20 protein-coding genes are annotated in these 16,623 nt (G+C 71.2%); 10 read left to right on the top strand and 10 right to left on the bottom strand.

From position 1 onward, the window contains the following. Positions 1 to 19: 19 nt before the first annotated feature. On the bottom strand, positions 20 to 541 hold the full coding sequence (locus H291_RS0113475) for a J-domain-containing protein (RefSeq protein ID WP_020015531.1): 522 nt from the start codon (positions 539 to 541) through the stop codon (positions 20 to 22). Positions 542 to 613: 72 nt separating this feature from the next. Between H291_RS0113475 and H291_RS0113470 the strand changes: the two genes are divergently transcribed. Beyond that, the gene (locus tag H291_RS0113470) at positions 614 to 1,222 is read left to right on the top strand and encodes a TetR/AcrR family transcriptional regulator (protein WP_020015530.1); all 609 of its coding nucleotides are present in this window, start codon (positions 614 to 616) and stop codon (positions 1,220 to 1,222) included. 36 nt (positions 1,223 to 1,258) lie between these two features. Here H291_RS0113470 and H291_RS30005 read toward each other — a convergent pair whose 3' ends face one another. Next, positions 1,259 to 1,717 (bottom strand): methylglyoxal synthase, encoded by a 459-nt coding sequence (locus H291_RS30005; protein ID WP_020015529.1) that lies wholly within the window; start codon positions 1,715 to 1,717, stop codon positions 1,259 to 1,261. Positions 1,718 to 2,112: 395 nt separating this feature from the next. Between H291_RS30005 and H291_RS0113460 the strand changes: the two genes are divergently transcribed. From H291_RS0113460 to H291_RS0113445, 4 genes are all read left to right on the top strand, one after another. Beyond that, entirely contained in the window at positions 2,113 to 2,619 is a 507-nt protein-coding gene (locus H291_RS0113460; protein ID WP_198012466.1) for a GNAT family N-acetyltransferase, read from the top strand. Between the two features lie 36 nt (positions 2,620 to 2,655). After that, positions 2,656 to 3,144, top strand: coding sequence for an Imm21 family immunity protein (locus tag H291_RS0113455; protein ID WP_020015527.1), 489 nt, complete (start codon positions 2,656 to 2,658; stop codon positions 3,142 to 3,144). Further along, the gene (locus H291_RS0113450; RefSeq protein WP_020015526.1) at positions 3,141 to 3,323 is read left to right on the top strand and encodes a hypothetical protein; all 183 of its coding nucleotides are present in this window, start codon (positions 3,141 to 3,143) and stop codon (positions 3,321 to 3,323) included. Before H291_RS0113455 ends, H291_RS0113450 begins: the two co-directional genes overlap by 4 nt. A gap of 255 nt (positions 3,324 to 3,578) precedes the next feature. Beyond that, a complete protein-coding gene (locus H291_RS0113445) occupies positions 3,579 to 4,760 on the top strand; it encodes a glycoside hydrolase family 76 protein (RefSeq protein WP_020015525.1) in 1,182 nt (393 codons plus the stop codon). A 25-nt stretch (positions 4,761 to 4,785) separates the two neighbouring features. On the opposite strand, the gene H291_RS0113440 is transcribed toward H291_RS0113445, so the two are convergent. Continuing rightward, positions 4,786 to 6,879 carry a beta-galactosidase gene (locus tag H291_RS0113440; RefSeq protein WP_020015524.1) on the bottom strand — a complete coding sequence of 698 codons (2,094 nt, stop codon included), beginning with the start codon at positions 6,877 to 6,879 and terminating at the stop codon, positions 4,786 to 4,788. Between the two features lie 107 nt (positions 6,880 to 6,986). Between H291_RS0113440 and H291_RS0113435 the strand changes: the two genes are divergently transcribed. Together H291_RS0113435 and H291_RS0113430 are read left to right on the top strand one after the other, a co-directional pair. Beyond that, on the top strand, positions 6,987 to 8,513 hold the full coding sequence (locus H291_RS0113435) for an alpha-N-arabinofuranosidase (protein WP_020015523.1): 1,527 nt from the start codon (positions 6,987 to 6,989) through the stop codon (positions 8,511 to 8,513). A 72-nt stretch (positions 8,514 to 8,585) separates the two neighbouring features. Further along, complete coding sequence (locus H291_RS0113430; protein WP_026365722.1) at positions 8,586 to 10,919, top strand: rhamnogalacturonan lyase; 2,334 nt, start codon at positions 8,586 to 8,588, stop codon at positions 10,917 to 10,919. Positions 10,920 to 10,953: 34 nt separating this feature from the next. On the opposite strand, the gene H291_RS0113425 is transcribed toward H291_RS0113430, so the two are convergent. Next, entirely contained in the window at positions 10,954 to 11,718 is a 765-nt protein-coding gene (locus H291_RS0113425; RefSeq protein ID WP_084468024.1) for a class I SAM-dependent methyltransferase, read from the bottom strand. A gap of 162 nt (positions 11,719 to 11,880) precedes the next feature. Here H291_RS0113425 and H291_RS0113420 point away from each other — a divergent pair, with 162 nt between their 5' ends. Beyond that, positions 11,881 to 12,378: an ArsR/SmtB family transcription factor gene (locus tag H291_RS0113420; RefSeq protein WP_020015520.1), complete on the top strand. Its 498-nt coding sequence runs from the start codon at positions 11,881 to 11,883 to the stop codon at positions 12,376 to 12,378. Between the two features lie 49 nt (positions 12,379 to 12,427). On the opposite strand, the gene H291_RS0113415 is transcribed toward H291_RS0113420, so the two are convergent. The 3 genes from H291_RS0113415 to H291_RS0113405 are packed head-to-tail and all read right to left on the bottom strand — an operon-like array spanning position 12,428 to position 13,555. Beyond that, entirely contained in the window at positions 12,428 to 12,667 is a 240-nt protein-coding gene (locus tag H291_RS0113415) for a hypothetical protein (protein WP_020015519.1), read from the bottom strand. Between the two features lie 34 nt (positions 12,668 to 12,701). Further along, on the bottom strand, positions 12,702 to 13,247 hold the full coding sequence (locus H291_RS0113410) for an SRPBCC domain-containing protein (protein ID WP_020015518.1): 546 nt from the start codon (positions 13,245 to 13,247) through the stop codon (positions 12,702 to 12,704). Next, a complete protein-coding gene (locus H291_RS0113405; RefSeq protein ID WP_020015517.1) occupies positions 13,244 to 13,555 on the bottom strand; it encodes an ArsR/SmtB family transcription factor in 312 nt (103 codons plus the stop codon). The genes H291_RS0113410 and H291_RS0113405 overlap by 4 nt, the downstream gene beginning before the upstream one ends. Positions 13,556 to 13,611: 56 nt before the next feature. Here H291_RS0113405 and H291_RS0113400 point away from each other — a divergent pair, with 56 nt between their 5' ends. Beyond that, positions 13,612 to 14,025, top strand: a complete 414-nt coding sequence (locus tag H291_RS0113400; RefSeq protein ID WP_020015516.1) for a VOC family protein — start codon at positions 13,612 to 13,614, stop codon at positions 14,023 to 14,025. Positions 14,026 to 14,036: 11 nt separating this feature from the next. Here the strand turns inward: H291_RS0113400 and H291_RS0113395 are convergent, their stop codons facing one another. Genes H291_RS0113395 through H291_RS30000 form a run of 3 tightly spaced genes read right to left on the bottom strand, consistent with a single transcriptional unit; the run spans position 14,037 to position 15,446 of the window. Then, entirely contained in the window at positions 14,037 to 14,510 is a 474-nt protein-coding gene (locus H291_RS0113395; RefSeq protein ID WP_020015515.1) for a hypothetical protein, read from the bottom strand. 44 nt (positions 14,511 to 14,554) lie between these two features. Beyond that, positions 14,555 to 14,905, bottom strand: coding sequence for a TraR/DksA family transcriptional regulator (locus H291_RS0113390; RefSeq protein WP_020015514.1), 351 nt, complete (start codon positions 14,903 to 14,905; stop codon positions 14,555 to 14,557). Positions 14,906 to 14,936: 31 nt separating this feature from the next. Further along, positions 14,937 to 15,446, bottom strand: coding sequence for a MarR family winged helix-turn-helix transcriptional regulator (locus H291_RS30000; RefSeq protein WP_020015513.1), 510 nt, complete (start codon positions 15,444 to 15,446; stop codon positions 14,937 to 14,939). Between the two features lie 141 nt (positions 15,447 to 15,587). Here H291_RS30000 and H291_RS0113380 point away from each other — a divergent pair, with 141 nt between their 5' ends. Beyond that, positions 15,588 to 16,574: an aldo/keto reductase gene (locus H291_RS0113380; RefSeq protein WP_026365719.1), complete on the top strand. Its 987-nt coding sequence runs from the start codon at positions 15,588 to 15,590 to the stop codon at positions 16,572 to 16,574. Positions 16,575 to 16,623 lie beyond the last annotated feature (49 nt).

The raw sequence follows: 16,623 nt of genomic DNA, 5'->3' as shown, positions 1-16,623 counted from the left end.
CCGGCCTTGCCGGCGCCGGCTACCGGCGCCGCCTGCGGCCGCGTCGTCGGCGACGGCGGCTCTCGTCGGCCGCCTCCGCACGAGCCCTGGCTCGTGCCTCCGCGGCCCGCGCCCTGCGCTCCGCCCAGGCGGCGACCGTCGCCTCGACGTCCCGCGGCATGGTGACCAGGGGCGGTCCGGCGGGCGGCTGGTAGCGCCCACGGAGCACCCGCTTGTTGAACTCCTCGATCTCCTGACGCACCTCCGCCTCGCCCCACATCTCGTCGAGGCGGGCGTCCAGCGCGGCGTCCTCCTTGCGCAGCTGGATCGACGGCGGCAGCAGGACGAGCCGCTCGCGCTTCATGAGGTTCTTGAGCCACCAGTCGGGGTCGTGGCGGTCGGGCAGGTCGAGCGGCTTGCCGCTCCCGGGCAGGTCGTCGAACTCGCCACGTGCGATCGCGTTGCGGACGTGCAGGTCGGCCAGCAGGGCGATCGCCACCTCCTCGTCGATGGCGACGGCGTACGGGTTGAAGAACTCGGGCGGCGGGTGCGGGTCTGACATCGGCGCTCCGTCTCATGGTTTCGCGGTACGCGTGTATTATGTCATGTGTATTGCCAACGGGAAGGGGGCAGGGTGCCGAAGCTGGTGGATCACCAGGAACGACGTGAGGCGATCGCTCGTGCGCTGTGGCGGGTCGTCGACCAGCACGGCTGGACCCGGGCGACCCTGCGTGAGGTCGCCGGCGAGGCAGGCGTCTCGCTGGGACAGCTGCAGCACTACTTCGCGTCCCGCACGGCGATGCTGACCTTCGCGATGGAGTTCGCCGCCGAGCGGACCACCGACCGGGTCGCCCGCGGGCTGGCCGCGCTCGACCAGCCTCCGCACCCCAGGGACGTGCTGCGCCTGGTGCTCACCGAGATGCTGCCCCTGCACGACGACGCCCGCGCGTCGTCCCGGATGAGCGCCGCCTACGTCCTGGAGGCCCTGCACGATCCCGTGCTGCGCAAGCAGGCGACCCTCGGGCTCCGGGACGGTCGCTCCATGGTCGAGGGCCTCGTCCGGCAGGCGATCGGGGAGGGCCAGATCGCTCCGGACCGGGACCCGGACGTCGAGACGAACCTGATCATCGCGCTGACCGGGTTCACCTCGCTGCTCGAGCTCGAGGTGATCGAACCCCGGGCCGCGCTGGCGGCCATCGACCAGCACCTGGACCGCCTCTTCAGCACCCGTACCGGGGCCTGAGGCAGGGGTTGTCCCGCGTGCGGCGGGCCCTTCGGTTCAGGCCGGGTCTTCGGCGGTCTGGTCCCAGGTACGGGGTGTGAGGTCGGGCCGGCGGCTCTCGTAGTCGCTGGACAGGAGCGGCGAGGAGATGATCATGTCCGCGGTGGCCACGTTGCAGGCCATGGGCACGTTCCACACGGCACCGATCCGCAGCAGCGCCTTGACGTCCGGGTCGTGCGGCTGGGCCTCGAGCGGGTCCCAGAAGAAGATCAGCATGTCGAGGCTGCCCTCGGCGATCTTGGCACCGATCTGCTGGTCGCCGCCGACCGGACCGGACAGGAACCGGTGCACAGGGAGGCCGAGCTCGTACTCGAGCATCGTGCCGGTGGTGCCGGTCGCGTAGAGCTGGTGCTCGGCGAGCGTGCCCCGGTTGTACTCGGCCCAGCGCAGGAGCTCGACCTTCATGTTGTCGTGCGCCACCAGGGCGATGTGACGTTGCTTGACGGCCGGGTTCATCGAGACCTCCGATCGGCGGCGGGGCGGGTCGTCGCTCGCCCCGGCGCAGGCGTCGTACTCGAAGTATCTGGCCGCTGCCGGTGGTTGTCGCCCGGGGCGTGCCGCGCCGTCCCGGCTGCCGCAGCCGTCCGACGTGCCCAAGGAGCGGGACCCCCGTCCCCCAGGTCGGGGGTCCCGGCTCCTGCCCGAGTGCGGGCCCAGACCCCGCGCTCGGGTCCCGACCCGGGTCAGCCAGCCCCCGGGCCTCTGCCCTGCCCGGAGCCTACGTGGGTCGTGGGGCCGGGGTTCACTCCGGGACGGGTGAAATAACCGGTTGGCGGATGGTGCTGTCCGAGCCGCCCGGGCTAATGGTTCGCCGTCGCGACGGCGCGGCCACTACGGTCGCTCGGGTGGACGTGGAACTTCGACCGCTGACGCCGCAGGATGCCCCGGAGATGGCCGCGGCATTTCGAGCGCTCGGCTGGCCCGGCAAGGCCGAGGAGGACTACGCCGCGTACTTCGCTCGCCAGCAGTCCGGTGAGCTCGTCGTCCTGGTCGCTTGGTCAGGCGAGCAGTTCGCCGGCTACGGCTGCGTGTCCTGGCGAAGTGAGTACCCGCCGTTCCGGGACGGGTCGATCCCGGAGATCCAGGACCTCAACGTGTTGCCGGACCACCGCCGACAGGGCGTCGGAACGGCGCTGCTCGACGCCCTGGAGGGCCTGATCGCTGACCGGAGCGCCGTGGCCGGGCTGGGTGTCGGCGTCTACGCGGACTACGGCTCCGCGATGCGCCTGTACATCGCGCGTGGCTACCAGTTCGACGGGCGCGGACTGATGTCGGCCGGCCGGCCGGTCGAGCCCGGGAGCACGGTGCGCATCGACGACGACGTCACCCTCATGCTGACCAAGAGTCTCCGGCCCTGACCGGCCGCCTCTAGAACTTTGAAGGAGATCTCCCGGATGAAGTGGCTCGAGTCAACCGGCGGCCCCATGGTCGTGATGCAGGCGGCCTCGGTACCCGAGTGGTCTGGGTATCGAGGTCCCGACTACGACCTCGCCTGCGCCGTCCACGACATAGGCATGGTCGACGTGGTCAGGGCCGGGCGCGCGTTCTCCGCACTTTCTCTTTCGGACGAGCCGATGTCCACGACCTGGTCGGAGGACCTGGGCTGTGTGGTCCAGTGGCGGTGGGCCGAGGACGAGGAGGACCTGTTCCGAACGATCAGGTCGTCCTGGGAAGGTCTCGTGTGGGACGTCGTCGGGCCGGTCGACTGGCAGGGAGCGGTCAGAGTGTTCGATGCCGCGACCCCTGGTGCTGAACTCGTGAGCGACGAGTTCCTCGAATGGCCCGTCAGTGACCGCGGCGCGTCGGTCATGGTGGCGGAGGTCGAAGCCGGCACGGCCGCGTGCCGGTTGATCAAGGTCGTCCCGATAGAGTCCGCGCCGTGAGCAGCGGATGGAGCGACATCATCAGCTCGGCGCAGGAGGGCACGAACGGCCCGTGGTCGTGCCCGGAGTGCGACGAGTTCGCCGTCGAGCTGGGCCAACGATTCGTGCGTCGCGGCGTCGTCGAGTCGACGCTGCTCTGCCTTGCCTGCGAGGCCGGGGCCGACGTACCGGCTCCGTAGTGCGACGACGGGCGTCGTTGACCGGTCAGGTTCTGGCCCCATAGCCTGTCCGCCGGGTGTTCCGGGCGCCAGGGACCGATCGGAGTCGAAGGAGACTTCGCGAAGCCTGGGTCTGGCAGGGGTGACGCAGGGAATCGAGTCGAGGAGGACACCGAGCGCCCGCTCGTCAAGATGACAGCGCTGACATCGCCGCGTCGTCGCCCCGCCGAGTGGCCCCACCGAATGACCGAGCACCACCGAACGAAGGAGCGAACGATGAGGTTCACCAGAGTTGCCGGCACGGTCGTCGCGCTGGCCTGCGCACTGGGGGCGGCGGCCCCCGCCGGTGCGCAGGTCGGGGACGCCTCCGCGGCGTCGCAGCGCACGCAGGTGCAGCGGGCGGTCGCCTCGTACGACGCGATGCAGGAGTACATGGCCGCGGACGACGGCTCCGGCCTCTTCCGCGAGCGGTACCCGAGCGGGGCCGACGACCGCACCTACTCGTTCGAGTGGCCGCACTCGCAGGCGCACGTCGCGACGCTCGACCTCACCGGGCTGCCCGGGGCCGCGGGGCGGTCGTTCCGGGACGACCTCGCCGACGTCGCCCGCGGGCAGGAGCACTTCTGGAATGCCGACGGCGGCACCACCGGGCTTCCCGGCTACGACTCGTACCCGCGCGCCCCGTACGGCGGTGGCGGCGACATGTTCTACGACGACAACGAGTGGGTGGCGCTCGCCAAGGTGCAGCAGTACCTGGCGACCGGCGACGAGGCGGCGCTGAGGCGGGCCGAGGAGATCTTCGAGCTCGTGGTCTCCGGGTGGGACACCGACCCGTCGCACCCGGCCCCAGGCGGCGTGTTCTGGACCCAGGCCACCTGGAGCACCGACCGCAACACCGTCTCCACCATGCCCGGCGCGCAGCTAGCCACGCGCCTGTTCATGATCACGGGGGAGCGCGACTACCTCGACTGGGCGCAGCGGATGGTGGGCTGGACCGACGAGCACCTGCTCGCGCCGAACGGCCTCTACTGGGACAACATCAAGCTCGACGGGTCGATCGACCGCACGCAGTGGTCGTACAACCAGGGCGTGCCGCTGGGCACCTACACCCTGCTGTACGAGGCGACGGGCGACAAGAGGTACCTGGCCAAGGCGAAGGCGATCGCGGCGGCGTCCTACCGCTACTACGTCACCGAGGGGCGGCTGGACGGCCAGCCGATGTTCTTCAACTCGATCTGGTTCAAGAACCTCCTGCTGCTGGAGTCCGTGACCGGCGGCACGAAGTACCGGAACGCCATGGCGGACTACGCCGACCACCAGTGGCGCACCGAGCGGGAACCCGCGACCGGGCTGTTCAACGCCGGTGACGAGCACACCGAGCTGCTGGAGCAGGCCGCGATGGTGCAGATCTACGCCACCCTGGCCTGGCCGCGCGGGCAGGCGTCCATCCTGTACTGAGCCGGCTCCGGGTCGGCCGGCGCCGTCAGCCGACCCGGAGCACGCGGACGCCGCCCGCTGGCACCGTCAGGGTCCCGCTGACTCTCTCGCCGGTGAGCAGCTCGGTCCCGGTCACCGGCGCCGCCTCGGTGCCGACGGTCGCGGACTCCTCGGTGTGGTTGAGCACGAACACCCACGACGTCGGCTCCTGGCCGGCCGGGGGAGCGGCGTCCGACCACCGGCGGACGACCTCCACACCGGCGGGCGCCGAGAACTCCGGGCCCACGCCCGCCTCCGCGACGAGCGTGCCGGCCAGGTCGTCGAGGCCTTCGCGGTCCAGGCGGGTCGCGACGTACCAGGCGTGCCCCTGCCCGACGGCGCGCCGGGTGACCGCGGGGCGGTCGGCGAGCGCGCCGTCCTGGTAGGACGCCATCACCTCGGCGTCGTCGGCGACGTGCGACTTCTCGGTCCAGAGGTCCGCGGTCGCCGCGCCACCGACCGCCTCGCCGACGACGTGCACGGTCTCGCCGTCCTGCAGGGGGTAGAACTCCTCGGTGCGCACGCCCAGGAGGTCGCGGAACGCGCCCGGGTACCCGCCGAGGCGCACGTGGTCGTGCTCGTCGACGATGCCCGAGAAGTAGGTCACGACGACGGTCGCGCCCCGCTGCGCGGCGGCAGCCACGTTCGCGGCGTCGGCATCCGTGACGAGATAGGTGGTGGGCAGCACCACGAGGTCGTAGCCGTCGAGGTCCGCACCCGGTGACACCATGTCCGTGGTGACGCCGCGGCGCCACAGCGCGCCGTACCAGGCCTGCACCTGGTCCATGTACCGCAGCGCCTGCGTGGGGTGGGAGTCGAGCTCGGATCCCCACCACGACGGCCAGTCCACCACGATCGCCGCCCGCGAGCGCACGCGCGAACCGCGCACCTCGCCGAGCGCCTCGAGGGCATCACCGAGGCCGACGACGTCGCGCCACAGGTCCGTGTCCCGGCCGGCGTGGGGGACCATCGCCGAGTGGTACTTCTCGGCCCCGGCCCTGGACTGGCGCCACTGGAAGAACATCACCGAGTCCGCGCCGCGCGCGACGTGCTGCAGCGAGTTGCGCAGGAGCTCTCCGGGCAGCTTGGCGCGGTTGCGCGGCTGCCAGTTGACCGCCGAGGTCGAGTGCTCCATGAGGATCCAGGGGTCTCCGCCGGCGATCCCGCGGGTCAGGTCTGCGGAGAACGCGAGGTCGACGTGCCGCTCCGGGTCAGCCGCGGCCGTGTAGTGGTCGTTCGCCACGACGTCCAGCTCCGGGGCCCAGGAGAAGTAGTCCATGCCCTTGGTGTGGCTGGTCGCCATCAGGTTCGTGGTCACCGGCACGTGCGGCGTGATCTGGCGCAGAGTGTCGCGCAGGTCGCGGTAGTAGTCGAGGAGCGCGTCCGAGGAGAACCGGTCGAAGTCGAGCTGCTGGGTGGGGTTGGCGTACGTGGGCGCCACCAGCGGCGGGAGGACGTCGTCGAACGAGCCGTAGCGCTGCGACCAGAACGCGGTGCCCCAGGCGTCGTTGAGCGCGTCGACCGTGGTGTACCGCTCGCGCAGCCACTGGCGGAAGGCGTCGGCGGCGGCGGCGGAGTAGTCGCGGGGGACGTGGCAGCCGATCTCGTTGTCCACGTGCCACAGCGCCAGCGCCGGGTGGTCGCGGTAGCGCTCGGCCATGCGGGTGGTCATCCGCAGCGCGTACTCGCGGTGGACCGGGTGGGTGACCGCGTACGACTGCCGCCCGCCCTGGTGCAGCACGGTCCCGTCCGCGAGCCGCGGCAGGATCTCGGGGTGCTCGCGCGTCAGCCACGGCGGCGGCGACGCGGTCGCCGTGGCGAGCGCCACCTGGATACCCGCGCCGTGCAGGCGGTCCATCGTGGTGTCCAGCCAGGCCCAGTCCAGCTCGCCCTCGCGCGGTTCGATCGTGGCCCAGGAGAAGATCGCCACGCTCAGCAGGTTGACGCCCGCCTCGCGCATGAGCTCGAGGTCCTCGAGCCGCACGTCGTCGGGCCACTGCTCGGGGTTGTAGTCACCGCCGAAGCCGAGGCCGGCGAGGCCGGCGTTCCACGGGCGGACCTGAGCGGGATCGAAGGACTCCGGTGTCGTGCGTCGTCGCATGGCACCAGTCTGGCATGAATCGATTCATGGCAGTATGTCGCACCACGTGACAGAGCGCGGCACCCGACGCTCTGCCGGACCGCAACGACGCGACGAGAGAGAGCTCCATGGGTACTGATCTGACTGCCGTCATCAATCTCGACCTGCCGGGCGCCACCATCTCCCGGCACATCTACGGCCACTTCGCCGAGCACCTCGGGCGCTGCATCTACGGCGGCTTCTGGGTGGGGGAGGACTCCGACGTGCCGAACGTGGGCGGCATCCGCTCCGACGTCGTGGCGGCACTGCGCGCCATCGACATCCCCAACCTGCGCTGGCCCGGCGGGTGCTTCGCCGACGACTACCACTGGCGCGACGGCGTCGGCCCGCGCGACGAGCGGCCCCGGATGGTCAACTCCCACTGGGGCGACGTCGTGGAGGACAACTCCTTCGGCACGCAGGAGTTCATGGCGCTGTGCGAGCTGCTGGGCGCCGACCCGTACGTGTCCGGGAACGTCGGTTCCGGCTCCGTCCGGGAGATGAGCGAGTGGATCGAGTACCTCACCCGCGGCGACGACTCGCCGATGGCGTCGCTGCGCCGCGAGCACGGGCGGGACGCCCCGTGGCGGGTGCCGTTCTGGGGGATCGGCAACGAGGCCTGGGGCTGCGGCGGAAACCTGCGCGCCGAGCAGTTCGCCTCGCTCGCCCGGCAGTACGCGACCTACGTGCGTGAGCACGCCGGCAACGACGTCTACCGGATCGCCGCCGGTGCGAACGTGGACGACTTCCACTGGACCGAGACCCTGATGCGCTCGTTCGACGCGCTGGAGGACGGCGAGGGGCGTACGGCCCCGTTCCAGGGCATCTCCCTGCACTACTACACGATGACCGGTCCGTGGTCGGACAAGGGTTCGGCCACCGAGTTCGGCACCGACGAGTGGTACCGGGCGCTGGCCCGCGCGGCGCACATGGAGCACCTGCTCGAACGGCACGGCGCGGTGATGGACCGCTACGACCCCAAGAAGCGGGTGGGCCTGGTCGTCGACGAGTGGGGCACGTGGTGGAACGTCGAGCCCGGCACCAACCCGGGGTTCCTGTACCAGCAGAACACCCTGCGCGACGCCGTCGTCGCCAGCCGGCACTTCGACGCCTTCCACCGGCACGCCGGCCGCGTGGTCATGGCCAACATCGCCCAGACGGTCAACGTCCTGCAGTCGATGATCCTGACCGACCCGGAGACCGATGCGCTCGTCCTGACCCCGACCTACCACGTGTTCGCGATGAACACGGGGCACCACGACGCCGCCGCCCTGGACGTGCACTGGCGCGGCGAGGTGCCGACGTCCGCGGTCGACGACGTCGAGCTGCCGACGCTCTCGGCGTCGGCGTCCACCCGTGGTGACACCGCGCTGGTGTCGCTGACGAACCTGGACGTCGAGCAGGACCGGACGGTCGTCCTGGACCTGCGGGGTCGCGACCTGCTGGAGCACTCCGCCCAGGTGCTGACCGGCCCGACGCTGAACGCGCACAACACCGCGGCGCAGCCGGACGCCGTCGCGCCGGCCCGGCACGACGGCGTCCGGCCGCACCCGCGCGGCCTCGAGGTCGACCTGCCCGCGCACTCGTACGTCACGGTCTCGCTGGACCTGGCCTGACGGCTCTCGCTCGACTCGAACCAGTCCTTCTCCGAGCTGCTCGGAGTGCAATGACGCAGAGAGGAATGAGCCATGCGAACGACCAGAACCACCGTAGGGGCCGTGGCCGTGCTGATGGTGGGTGCGCTCGCCGTCGGGGGCGGCCCGGCAGGAGCGCAGCCCGGACCAGGAGGCGGCCCCGGGAGCACCGGGAAGGTACAGCTCGAACACCTCGACCGCGGGCTCGTCGCCGCGAGCACCAGCGAGGGGGTCTTCCTCTCCTGGCGCCTGCTGGGTGACGAGGTCACGGGACACACCGGGACCGGGATGGCCGGCCCGGGCTTCGCCGTCTACCGCGACGGCAGGCGGGTCGCCACGGTCACGGACTCCACGAACTACCTCGACGCCGCCGGCGACGCTGCGTCGAGGTACGCCGTCGCGCCGGTGACGCGGGGCAAGGGCGGAGCCGAGCGGATCGGCAAGCGCAGCGCGCCGGTGACCGCCTGGGCCGACGGCCACCTCGACATCCCGCTGAACAAGCCCGCCGACGGCGTGACGCCCGCGGGGGAGAGCTACACCTACTCGGCCAACGACGCGTCGATGGCCGACCTCGACCGGGACGGCGAGCTGGAGATCGTGCTCAAGTGGGACCCGTCCAACTCGAAGGACGTGTCGCAGAAGGGGTACACGGGCAACGTGTACCTGGACGCCTACGAGCTCGACGGCACCCAGCTGTGGCGCATCGACCTGGGGGTCAACATCCGGGCGGGCGCGCACTACACGCAGTTCCCCGTCTACGACTTCGACGGCGACGGGCAGGCCGAGGTCATGGTGAAGACCGCGCCCGGCACGAAGGTCACGACCTACCGCGACGGCCGGCCCGCGAGCGAGCGCTACGTGCCGATCTCGCGGGAGGACCGCCGGGCGGGCGTCACCGACGGATCCGACTTCCGCTGGAGCGCCGCGGACTACGCCGACCACCTGGTGGAGCTGTTCCAGGGGTGGACCGACGAGCCCGAGGTCCGCAGCGGCCAGTGGCCGGCGACGCTGGAGGAGGCGTTCGGCATCGAGCCGCGGTACACGTACCCGCTCTCGGCCGGCGACGCCCGCGAGCTGGTGGACTACTACATCGACGAGTGGGCGCCGGCCCGGTCCGACCGCAACGACCTGCGCACCTTCGAGGGCTTCGTCCAGAGCGGACCGGAGTACCTCACCGTCTTCGACGGCCGCTCCGGTCGCCCCCTGGAGACGGTCGACCACGAGCCCGGGCGCACTGACGACGGCCTGCGCTGGGGCGACTACGAGTGGACCCGCATCGAGCCCGGCAACCGGGTCGACCGCTTCCTCTCGGGCGTCGCCTACCTCGACGGCGAGCACCCGTCGGCGATCTTCGCCCGCGGGTACTACACGCGGGCCGCGATCGTGGCCTACGACTGGGACGGGCGGGACCTGACCACGCGATGGGTCGCCGACTCCGGGTCCAAACCGATGAACAACCCGTTCCTGGACAGCGCGAACAAGGGCGTCCAGCCCGATCCCGACAACGAGCTCACGCAGCTGTGGGGCCAGGGGTTCCACTCGCTGTCCGCGGCGGACGTCGACGGCGACGGCAGGCACGAGATCGTCTACGGCGCGGCCACGCTCGACGACGACGGCACGCTGCTGTACTCGTCGTCGGACATGCTGCCCGAGGGGTCGGCGGACCCCGGGGTGGTGAAGAGCCTGGGTCACGGCGACGCCATGCACGTGACCGACGTCGACCCGTCGCGCCCGGGCCTGGAGATCTGGACCTGCCACGAGGGCGGTGCGGGCGTGCCCTACGGTTCCGTGCTGCGCGACGCCGCCACCGGGGAGGCGCTGTTCGGCACGTACTCCGGCGTCGACACCGGGCGGGCGCTCCTGGGCGACGTCCGACCGGACGTGCCCGGCCTGGAGGTCTGGCACAGCGCCCGGGCGGGCGACGACCGGCCGGAGGCGGCCGGCCTGCTCAGCGCGACGGGTGAGCTCCTCGACGAGGAGGGCCCGGGCCTCAACCAGAGCATCCGGTGGGCCGGTGACGGCACCACGCAGGTCGTGAGCGGCGACCGCGAGGAGACGCCGACCATCGAGGACTGGTCCAGGGGCACGGTGCTGACCGCGGAGGGCACGCGCACCAACAACTACTGGAAGGGCAACCCGTCGCTCGTCGCCGACGTCCTCGGTGACTGGCGCGAGGAGCTGGTGGTCCCCACCGCGGACTCCTCGGCCCTGCGGATCTACACGTCGACCGAGGTGAGCGGGATCAAGATGTACACGCTGCTGCACGACCCGCAGTACCGGGCCGAGGTGGCGCGGCAGCAGACAACCTACAACCAGCCGTCGCACCCGGGGTTCTACCTCGCGTCCGACACCGACTGGGCGCGGGTGCCCGTTCCGTCCATCAAGTAGACCTGGGACTGCCGCCCGCCCCTGCGGGCGGCAGTCAGGTCTTCGTGAGGACGAAGAACAGGAAGCACAGGAACGTGCCCGACTCCCTCTGCGCGAAGATCTCGGGGAACCGTTCGCGGGCGCCGGGTCCCGGGGGCGGTTCGCTGATGACGTCGATCCGGAAGCCGGCCGCGGTGAACGCGTCGGTGATCGCGTGCAGCGGCCGGTCCCAGAAGGTCATCAGGTGCTTGGTGCCGCCGAGCTCCCACCACTGGGAGGTGGGGCGGGTCGCGAAGTAGTCGGTTCCGGGCGGTGCCGTCAGATGGCTGACGAAGGGGTGGTGGACCGACCCGATGAGGCGGCCGCCGGGCTTCAGCACGCGCCGGAGCTCGGCCAGGGCCGTCGTCCAGTCCTCCAGGTAGTGCAGGACCAGGGAAGCGACGACGTCGTCGAACCCGGCATCGGCGAAGGGCAGCGGGCCGCCCAGCTCGGCGCGTTCCAGCACGACGTCGTCGCCGAGCCGCTGCCGGGCCAGTGCCAGCATCCCGGCGCTGGAGTCGAAGCCGGCGACGACGGCTCCCCGCTCGCGCAGGGCCTCGGCGACGGGGCCGGCGCCGCATCCGGCATCGAGGATCCGGCGGCCCGCTACGTCGCCGGCCAGGTCGACGATCGCGGGATTCGAGTAGTAGGCGTTCAGGAGGCTGGTCTCGTTCTCGGCGGCGTAGGCCTCGGCGAAACTGTCGTAGTCGTTCGCCCGCTCACCGGGCCCCGGGGGAATCTCGACGGGGCTGACCCAGGACACTGCTTGCCGGTTCGGCATGTTCGACCTCGATTGTTCGGGCCCTGATGGGCGTGGTGGTAGATCCGTGGATCCGTGGAAGTCGAAGCGCACGACGACATCCTGGGCAAGTGATTGGGCTTTGTCAATCACTTACGCTCCAGCCCGTCACCGGTCTGCCCGCTCTTCAGTAGGCTGCTGACCATGACCGAACGCCGGCTGGCGACCGACGCGGAGGCGAAGGCGCTCGCCTCCGCCCTCCGCCTGCGCATCCTGCGCATCTGCCTGGAGGAGCCGCACACGAACAAGGAGATCGCGGCGATCCTTGGCCGAGACCCGGCCAGCGTGCTGCACCACACCAGGACGCTGGTCCGCACCGGGTTCCTGGAGGCGCAGGAGGAACGGCGCGGCGCGCGCGGCGCACGAGAGATCCCGTATCTCGCGACGCGCAAGAGCTGGCAGCTCGAATCGCCCGCGCTGGAGAAGTCGATGCTCGACGCGTTCCTGGAGGAGCTCGCCCTCGTCCCCGCGACCGAGGCCGAGGGCACCAGGATGGCGCTGCGCCTGCCACCGCCGCAGATGGAGGAGTTCCGCACCCGGCTCAAGGATCTGCTGGAAGAGTTCGCCGCCCGCCCGGAGGACCCGGCCGCGCCCGCCTGGTCGCTCTTCATGGTGGTGCACCCCGACCCGAACCGACCCTGACCGTACGGATCCATCGAGGATGTCGGCCTGGCTGCCGCCCCGGCCCAGGCTAGTGCCCAAGAGTGAGCCGCTCGACGCGGTCGAACCCGGCCGTCTCCCGGGGGTCGCCGACGTCGCCCTCGGGGGCGGTGTCCAGCGGCACGACCTGCCCGTCGCGCCGCAGACCCCACGCCACCAGGGGAGCGCGGACCTCGGCGTGCTCGTCCTTGTAGACGGCGACCCACCCGTCCGCGGGGATGAGCTGCACGATGCGGGCGTCGTCGGCGTAGATCTCCGTGGTCTCGGTCATGGCCGAGACGCTATGTGCCAGGTCGGAGGGGTGTCTACCCGGAGAACCGGCTCTCGTAGCCGTCGCTCAGCTCCTGCCAGCCGTAGGCCAGTGCGCGCCGGCCGGTCGGGCGCTCCCGGTCCGTACCGTCCTCGGCGGCCAGACGCCCGAAGCACACCTGCCAGCCTGCGGCCAGCATCGCCGCGGCGGCACGCTCGGCGGTGGTCTGGCGCAGCTCCAGGACGGTGCCGTCGCCGTCGGGCGTCAACGTCCAGCTCAGCAGGTCGTCGCCCCAGCGGTGGGTGAGGCGTCGCGGCGCGTCCGCGACGAGGACCTCGGCGTCGGCCGGGTCGTCGCCGGGGTTCTCCCGACTGGTCGCGGGCCCGGGCTCGGCCAGCGGACGGTCGGGCACGATCGGCGACCAGCGCGCCAGCTTCGCGGGATCGGTGAGCATGGCCCACACCTTCTGCCGGCCGTGCGGGAACCGGCGGCGCATGACGATCGTCCACCGGTCCTCCTCCAGCTCCAGCAGCACCTCGATCGGCGCGCGCACCTGCGCGGCGATCTCCTCGTCGCGCGGGGCCTGAACGGAGTCCGTCATCGTCGTTCCTCCTCGTCGTCGAGTGCCTCGGCCAGCCGGTCGAAGCTCGTGCTCCAGCGGTCGACGTAGGGCCTGACCCAGGCGAGCACGTCCGGCAGCGGACGGTCCGTGAGCCGGTAGATCCGGCGCTTGCCCGCGACCTCCGACTCCACCACGCCCGCCTGCCGCAGCACCCGGAGGTGCTTGGACACCAGCGGCTGCGACACCCGCAGCTCCTCGACGAGGGTGCCCACATCGCTCTCGCCGAGCCGGAGGCGGTCCACGATCGCGCGCCGGGTCGGCTCGGCGATCACCGCGAAACCGTCCATGGACCAAACATTACCGACCATTCATATGAACCACAAGACATGTTAGGATCACGGCCATGAGCCCCGTCACCGTCGTCGTCTCGCTCCCGGTTGCCGACCTGGAGCGCACGTTGCGCTTCTACCGTGACGGCCTGGGCCTCGAGACGCCCGGGATCGACGAGGGGATGATCGCGTTCGAGCTGCCGAACCTGTCGCTGTTCCTGATCGAGCAGGGCGAGTACGCGGCCTACGTCGAGCGCGCCGGTCACGCGCGCCCGGTGGTTCCGCACCCGGGCGCCGTGATCCTCTCGTGCGCGATGGGCGGCAAGGTGGAGATCGACGACGTCCTCGCCCGTGCGCCGGAAGCGGGTGGGTCCGCCGAGGCGGCGGCCGAGCGCGACGGGGCGTACACCGGGTATGTCAGCGACCCCGACGGGCACGTCTGGGAGCTGGTGTACAACGACCGGACCGCCGCCGCGGCAGCGGGCTGAACCGGAGGCCCCTACGTCCCATCGGGCTCCAGCAGCCGGCGGATGCGTTCGCGCTCGGCGGCCATCTCCGGTGCGGCGAGGAAGTCGTCGAGATCGGCGGACACCTGGTGGTCGACGTCCTCGATGGAGCGGATGGCGAGCTCGTAGAGCTCGCCGCGCCGGTTCTGCTCCAGGTAGCTGTGCCAGTGCGCCAACGCGCTGACGGCGGTCAGGACCTCGGCATCGAGATCGTCGTCGACCAGGATGCCGTCGTAGATCGTCGCGAGCGCATCGTGCAGTTCGCCTGCGCTGATCGTCAGGACGTTCGCGCAGGCGGTGGCGAGCGCGTCCCGGGCCTCTTGGGTGAGCTCGTCCTCGGCCGCACCGTGCAGCAGCACCGGCTGCACGAGGCGGGTGACTGTCTGCTCGCCGAAGGCGCGGACACTGCTGTCGGTCGCCCCGACGATGAGCCTGAGGACATCTGCCTCAAGTTGGTCGTATCTCACGCCCCGCAGCCTAGGGTCCTCGGGTGCGACGGCGGTCCACGGCACTAGCTCGCCGCGGCGCAGGCGATGCAGGTCCGAGCCGTGGGCCGGGCCAGCAGGCGCTCGCGGGCGATGGCCTGTCCGCAGCGCTCGCAACGGCCGTAGGTGCCCGCGTCGACCCGCTCCAGGGCGGCGTCGACGTCGGACAGGTGCTCCGTGGCCGTGGCGAGCAGGGCGCTCGCCTGCGAGCGCTCGAACGCGATCGTCGACCCCTCCGGGTCGTGCTCGTCGTCGGAGGCGGACAGCTGCGTCGCCTCCACCATCGAGGCGATGCTTCCGGTGAGGGACGAGATCAGCTCGGTCGTGCGCTCGCGGTCGGCGATCAGCAGCTTGCGGACCTCGGTGATCGAGACCATTGGTCCTCCGTCTCCTACTGCTCGGTGTCTCCTACTGCTCTGTGGTGGCCTGGGGGACCGCTGCGCCGTTGATCGCGGCCTCCACTGCGGTGCCGATGCGTTGCAGGGCCTTGAGGTCCCGCGGTTCCAGCGAGTCGATGAGGTACTCGCGGACCGCCGCGACGTGTCCGGGCGCCGCCGCGACGACGACGTCGTGGCCGGCTTCGGTCAGCGTCGTGTTGGTGCGGCGTCCCGCGCCCGGGATCCGCGACCGTGTAAGCAGCCCGCGCGTCTCCAGCCGTCCGACGACGTGGGACAGCCGCGACAGCGAGGCCGACGTCCGGACGGCCAGCGCGCTCATCTGCATGGTCCTGTCCTCCTGCTCGGAGAGCACGGAGAGAACCATGTACTCGAAGAAGGTCAGCTGGGACTCGCGCTGCATCCGGGCGTCGAGGGCCGCGGGCAGGCTGATCATGATCGCCGAGTTGGCCAGCCACGCCGCCAGCTCCTCCTGGTTCAGCCAGCGTGGTTCGGCTCGTCGCTCGTCCGCCGTCGAGGTCATGCGGTGCAGCCTACGGGCGCGTTGTTGACGCATCAAGTTCTGCACGGTAGAAATTGACGCATCAAGTTCATCTTGATGCGTCAAGTTCACTCGGTCGCGTGGGTGCTGCCCGCGGTGACCGATCCGGGAGAGGGCCATCCGTTGCGCACCACATCGCTCGGCGGGCTCGAGGTCTCGCGCCTCGGCCTGGGAGTCATGGGAATGTCCGACTTCTACACCGGGAAGGGAGAGTCCGAGGAGGACTCCGTCCGCACCGTCCGGCACGCCCTCGACCGTGGGGTCACGCACCTGGACACCGCGGAGGTCTACGGGCCATACACCAACGAAGCCCTGCTCGGCAGGGCGATCAAGGGACGCCGCGACGAGGTGGTGGTCGCCACCAAGTTCGGCCTGGTGTCCCACGCGCTCGTGTCCCACACGGGCGGGCCGGGTCCGGACAGCAGCCCCGCGAACATCCGGCTCGCCGTCGAGGGGTCGCTACGGCGCCTCGGCACCGACCGCATCGACCTCTACTACCAGCACCGGGTCGACCCGGGCGTCCCGATCGAGGACGTCGTCGGCGCCCTGGCCGAGCTGGTCGCCCAGGGAAAGGTGCGCCACATCGGCCTGTCGGAGGCCGGTCCCGCCACGATCCGCCGTGCGCACGCGGTCCACCCCCTCGCCGTCGTCCAGAGCGAGTACTCGCTCTGGACGCGGGACCCCGAGGCGGAGGTCCTGCCGGTGCTGCGCGAGCTGGGGATCGGCCTGGTGGCCTACTCCCCGCTGGGGCACGGCTTCCTGACCGGGAGCATCCGCTCACTTGACGGTCTCGACGCGGACGACTGGCGGCGCACCAACCCACGCTTCACCGGCGGCAACCTGGAACGGAACCTGCGCATCGTCGACGAGGTCCGGGCCGTGGCGACGGAGGCCGGAGCCACCCCGGCCCAGGTCGCCCTGGCCTGGCTCCTGGCGCAGGGCGACGACATCAGCCCCATCCCCGGCACCCGGCGCATCGCGCGGCTCGAGGAGAACCTCGGCGCCGACGGGATCCGGCTCACCCCGGAGCAGATCGGCCGGCTGAACGGCCTGGCGCCTGCGTCCGGCGACCGGCACGACCCCGACGGCATGGCCGCCGTCGGCCGGTGAAGCACGACCCCGCAGGGGTCGACACGACATGCCTTGACCACAGCAGACC

The sequence above is a fragment of the Promicromonospora sukumoe 327MFSha3.1 genome, from assembly GCF_000385135.1.
In the GTDB taxonomy this organism is placed as follows: domain Bacteria; phylum Actinomycetota; class Actinomycetes; order Actinomycetales; family Cellulomonadaceae; genus Promicromonospora; species Promicromonospora sukumoe_B.
The sequence above is the reverse complement of the archived record's forward strand: the minus strand, read 5'-3'. Positions and strand labels throughout refer to the sequence as shown.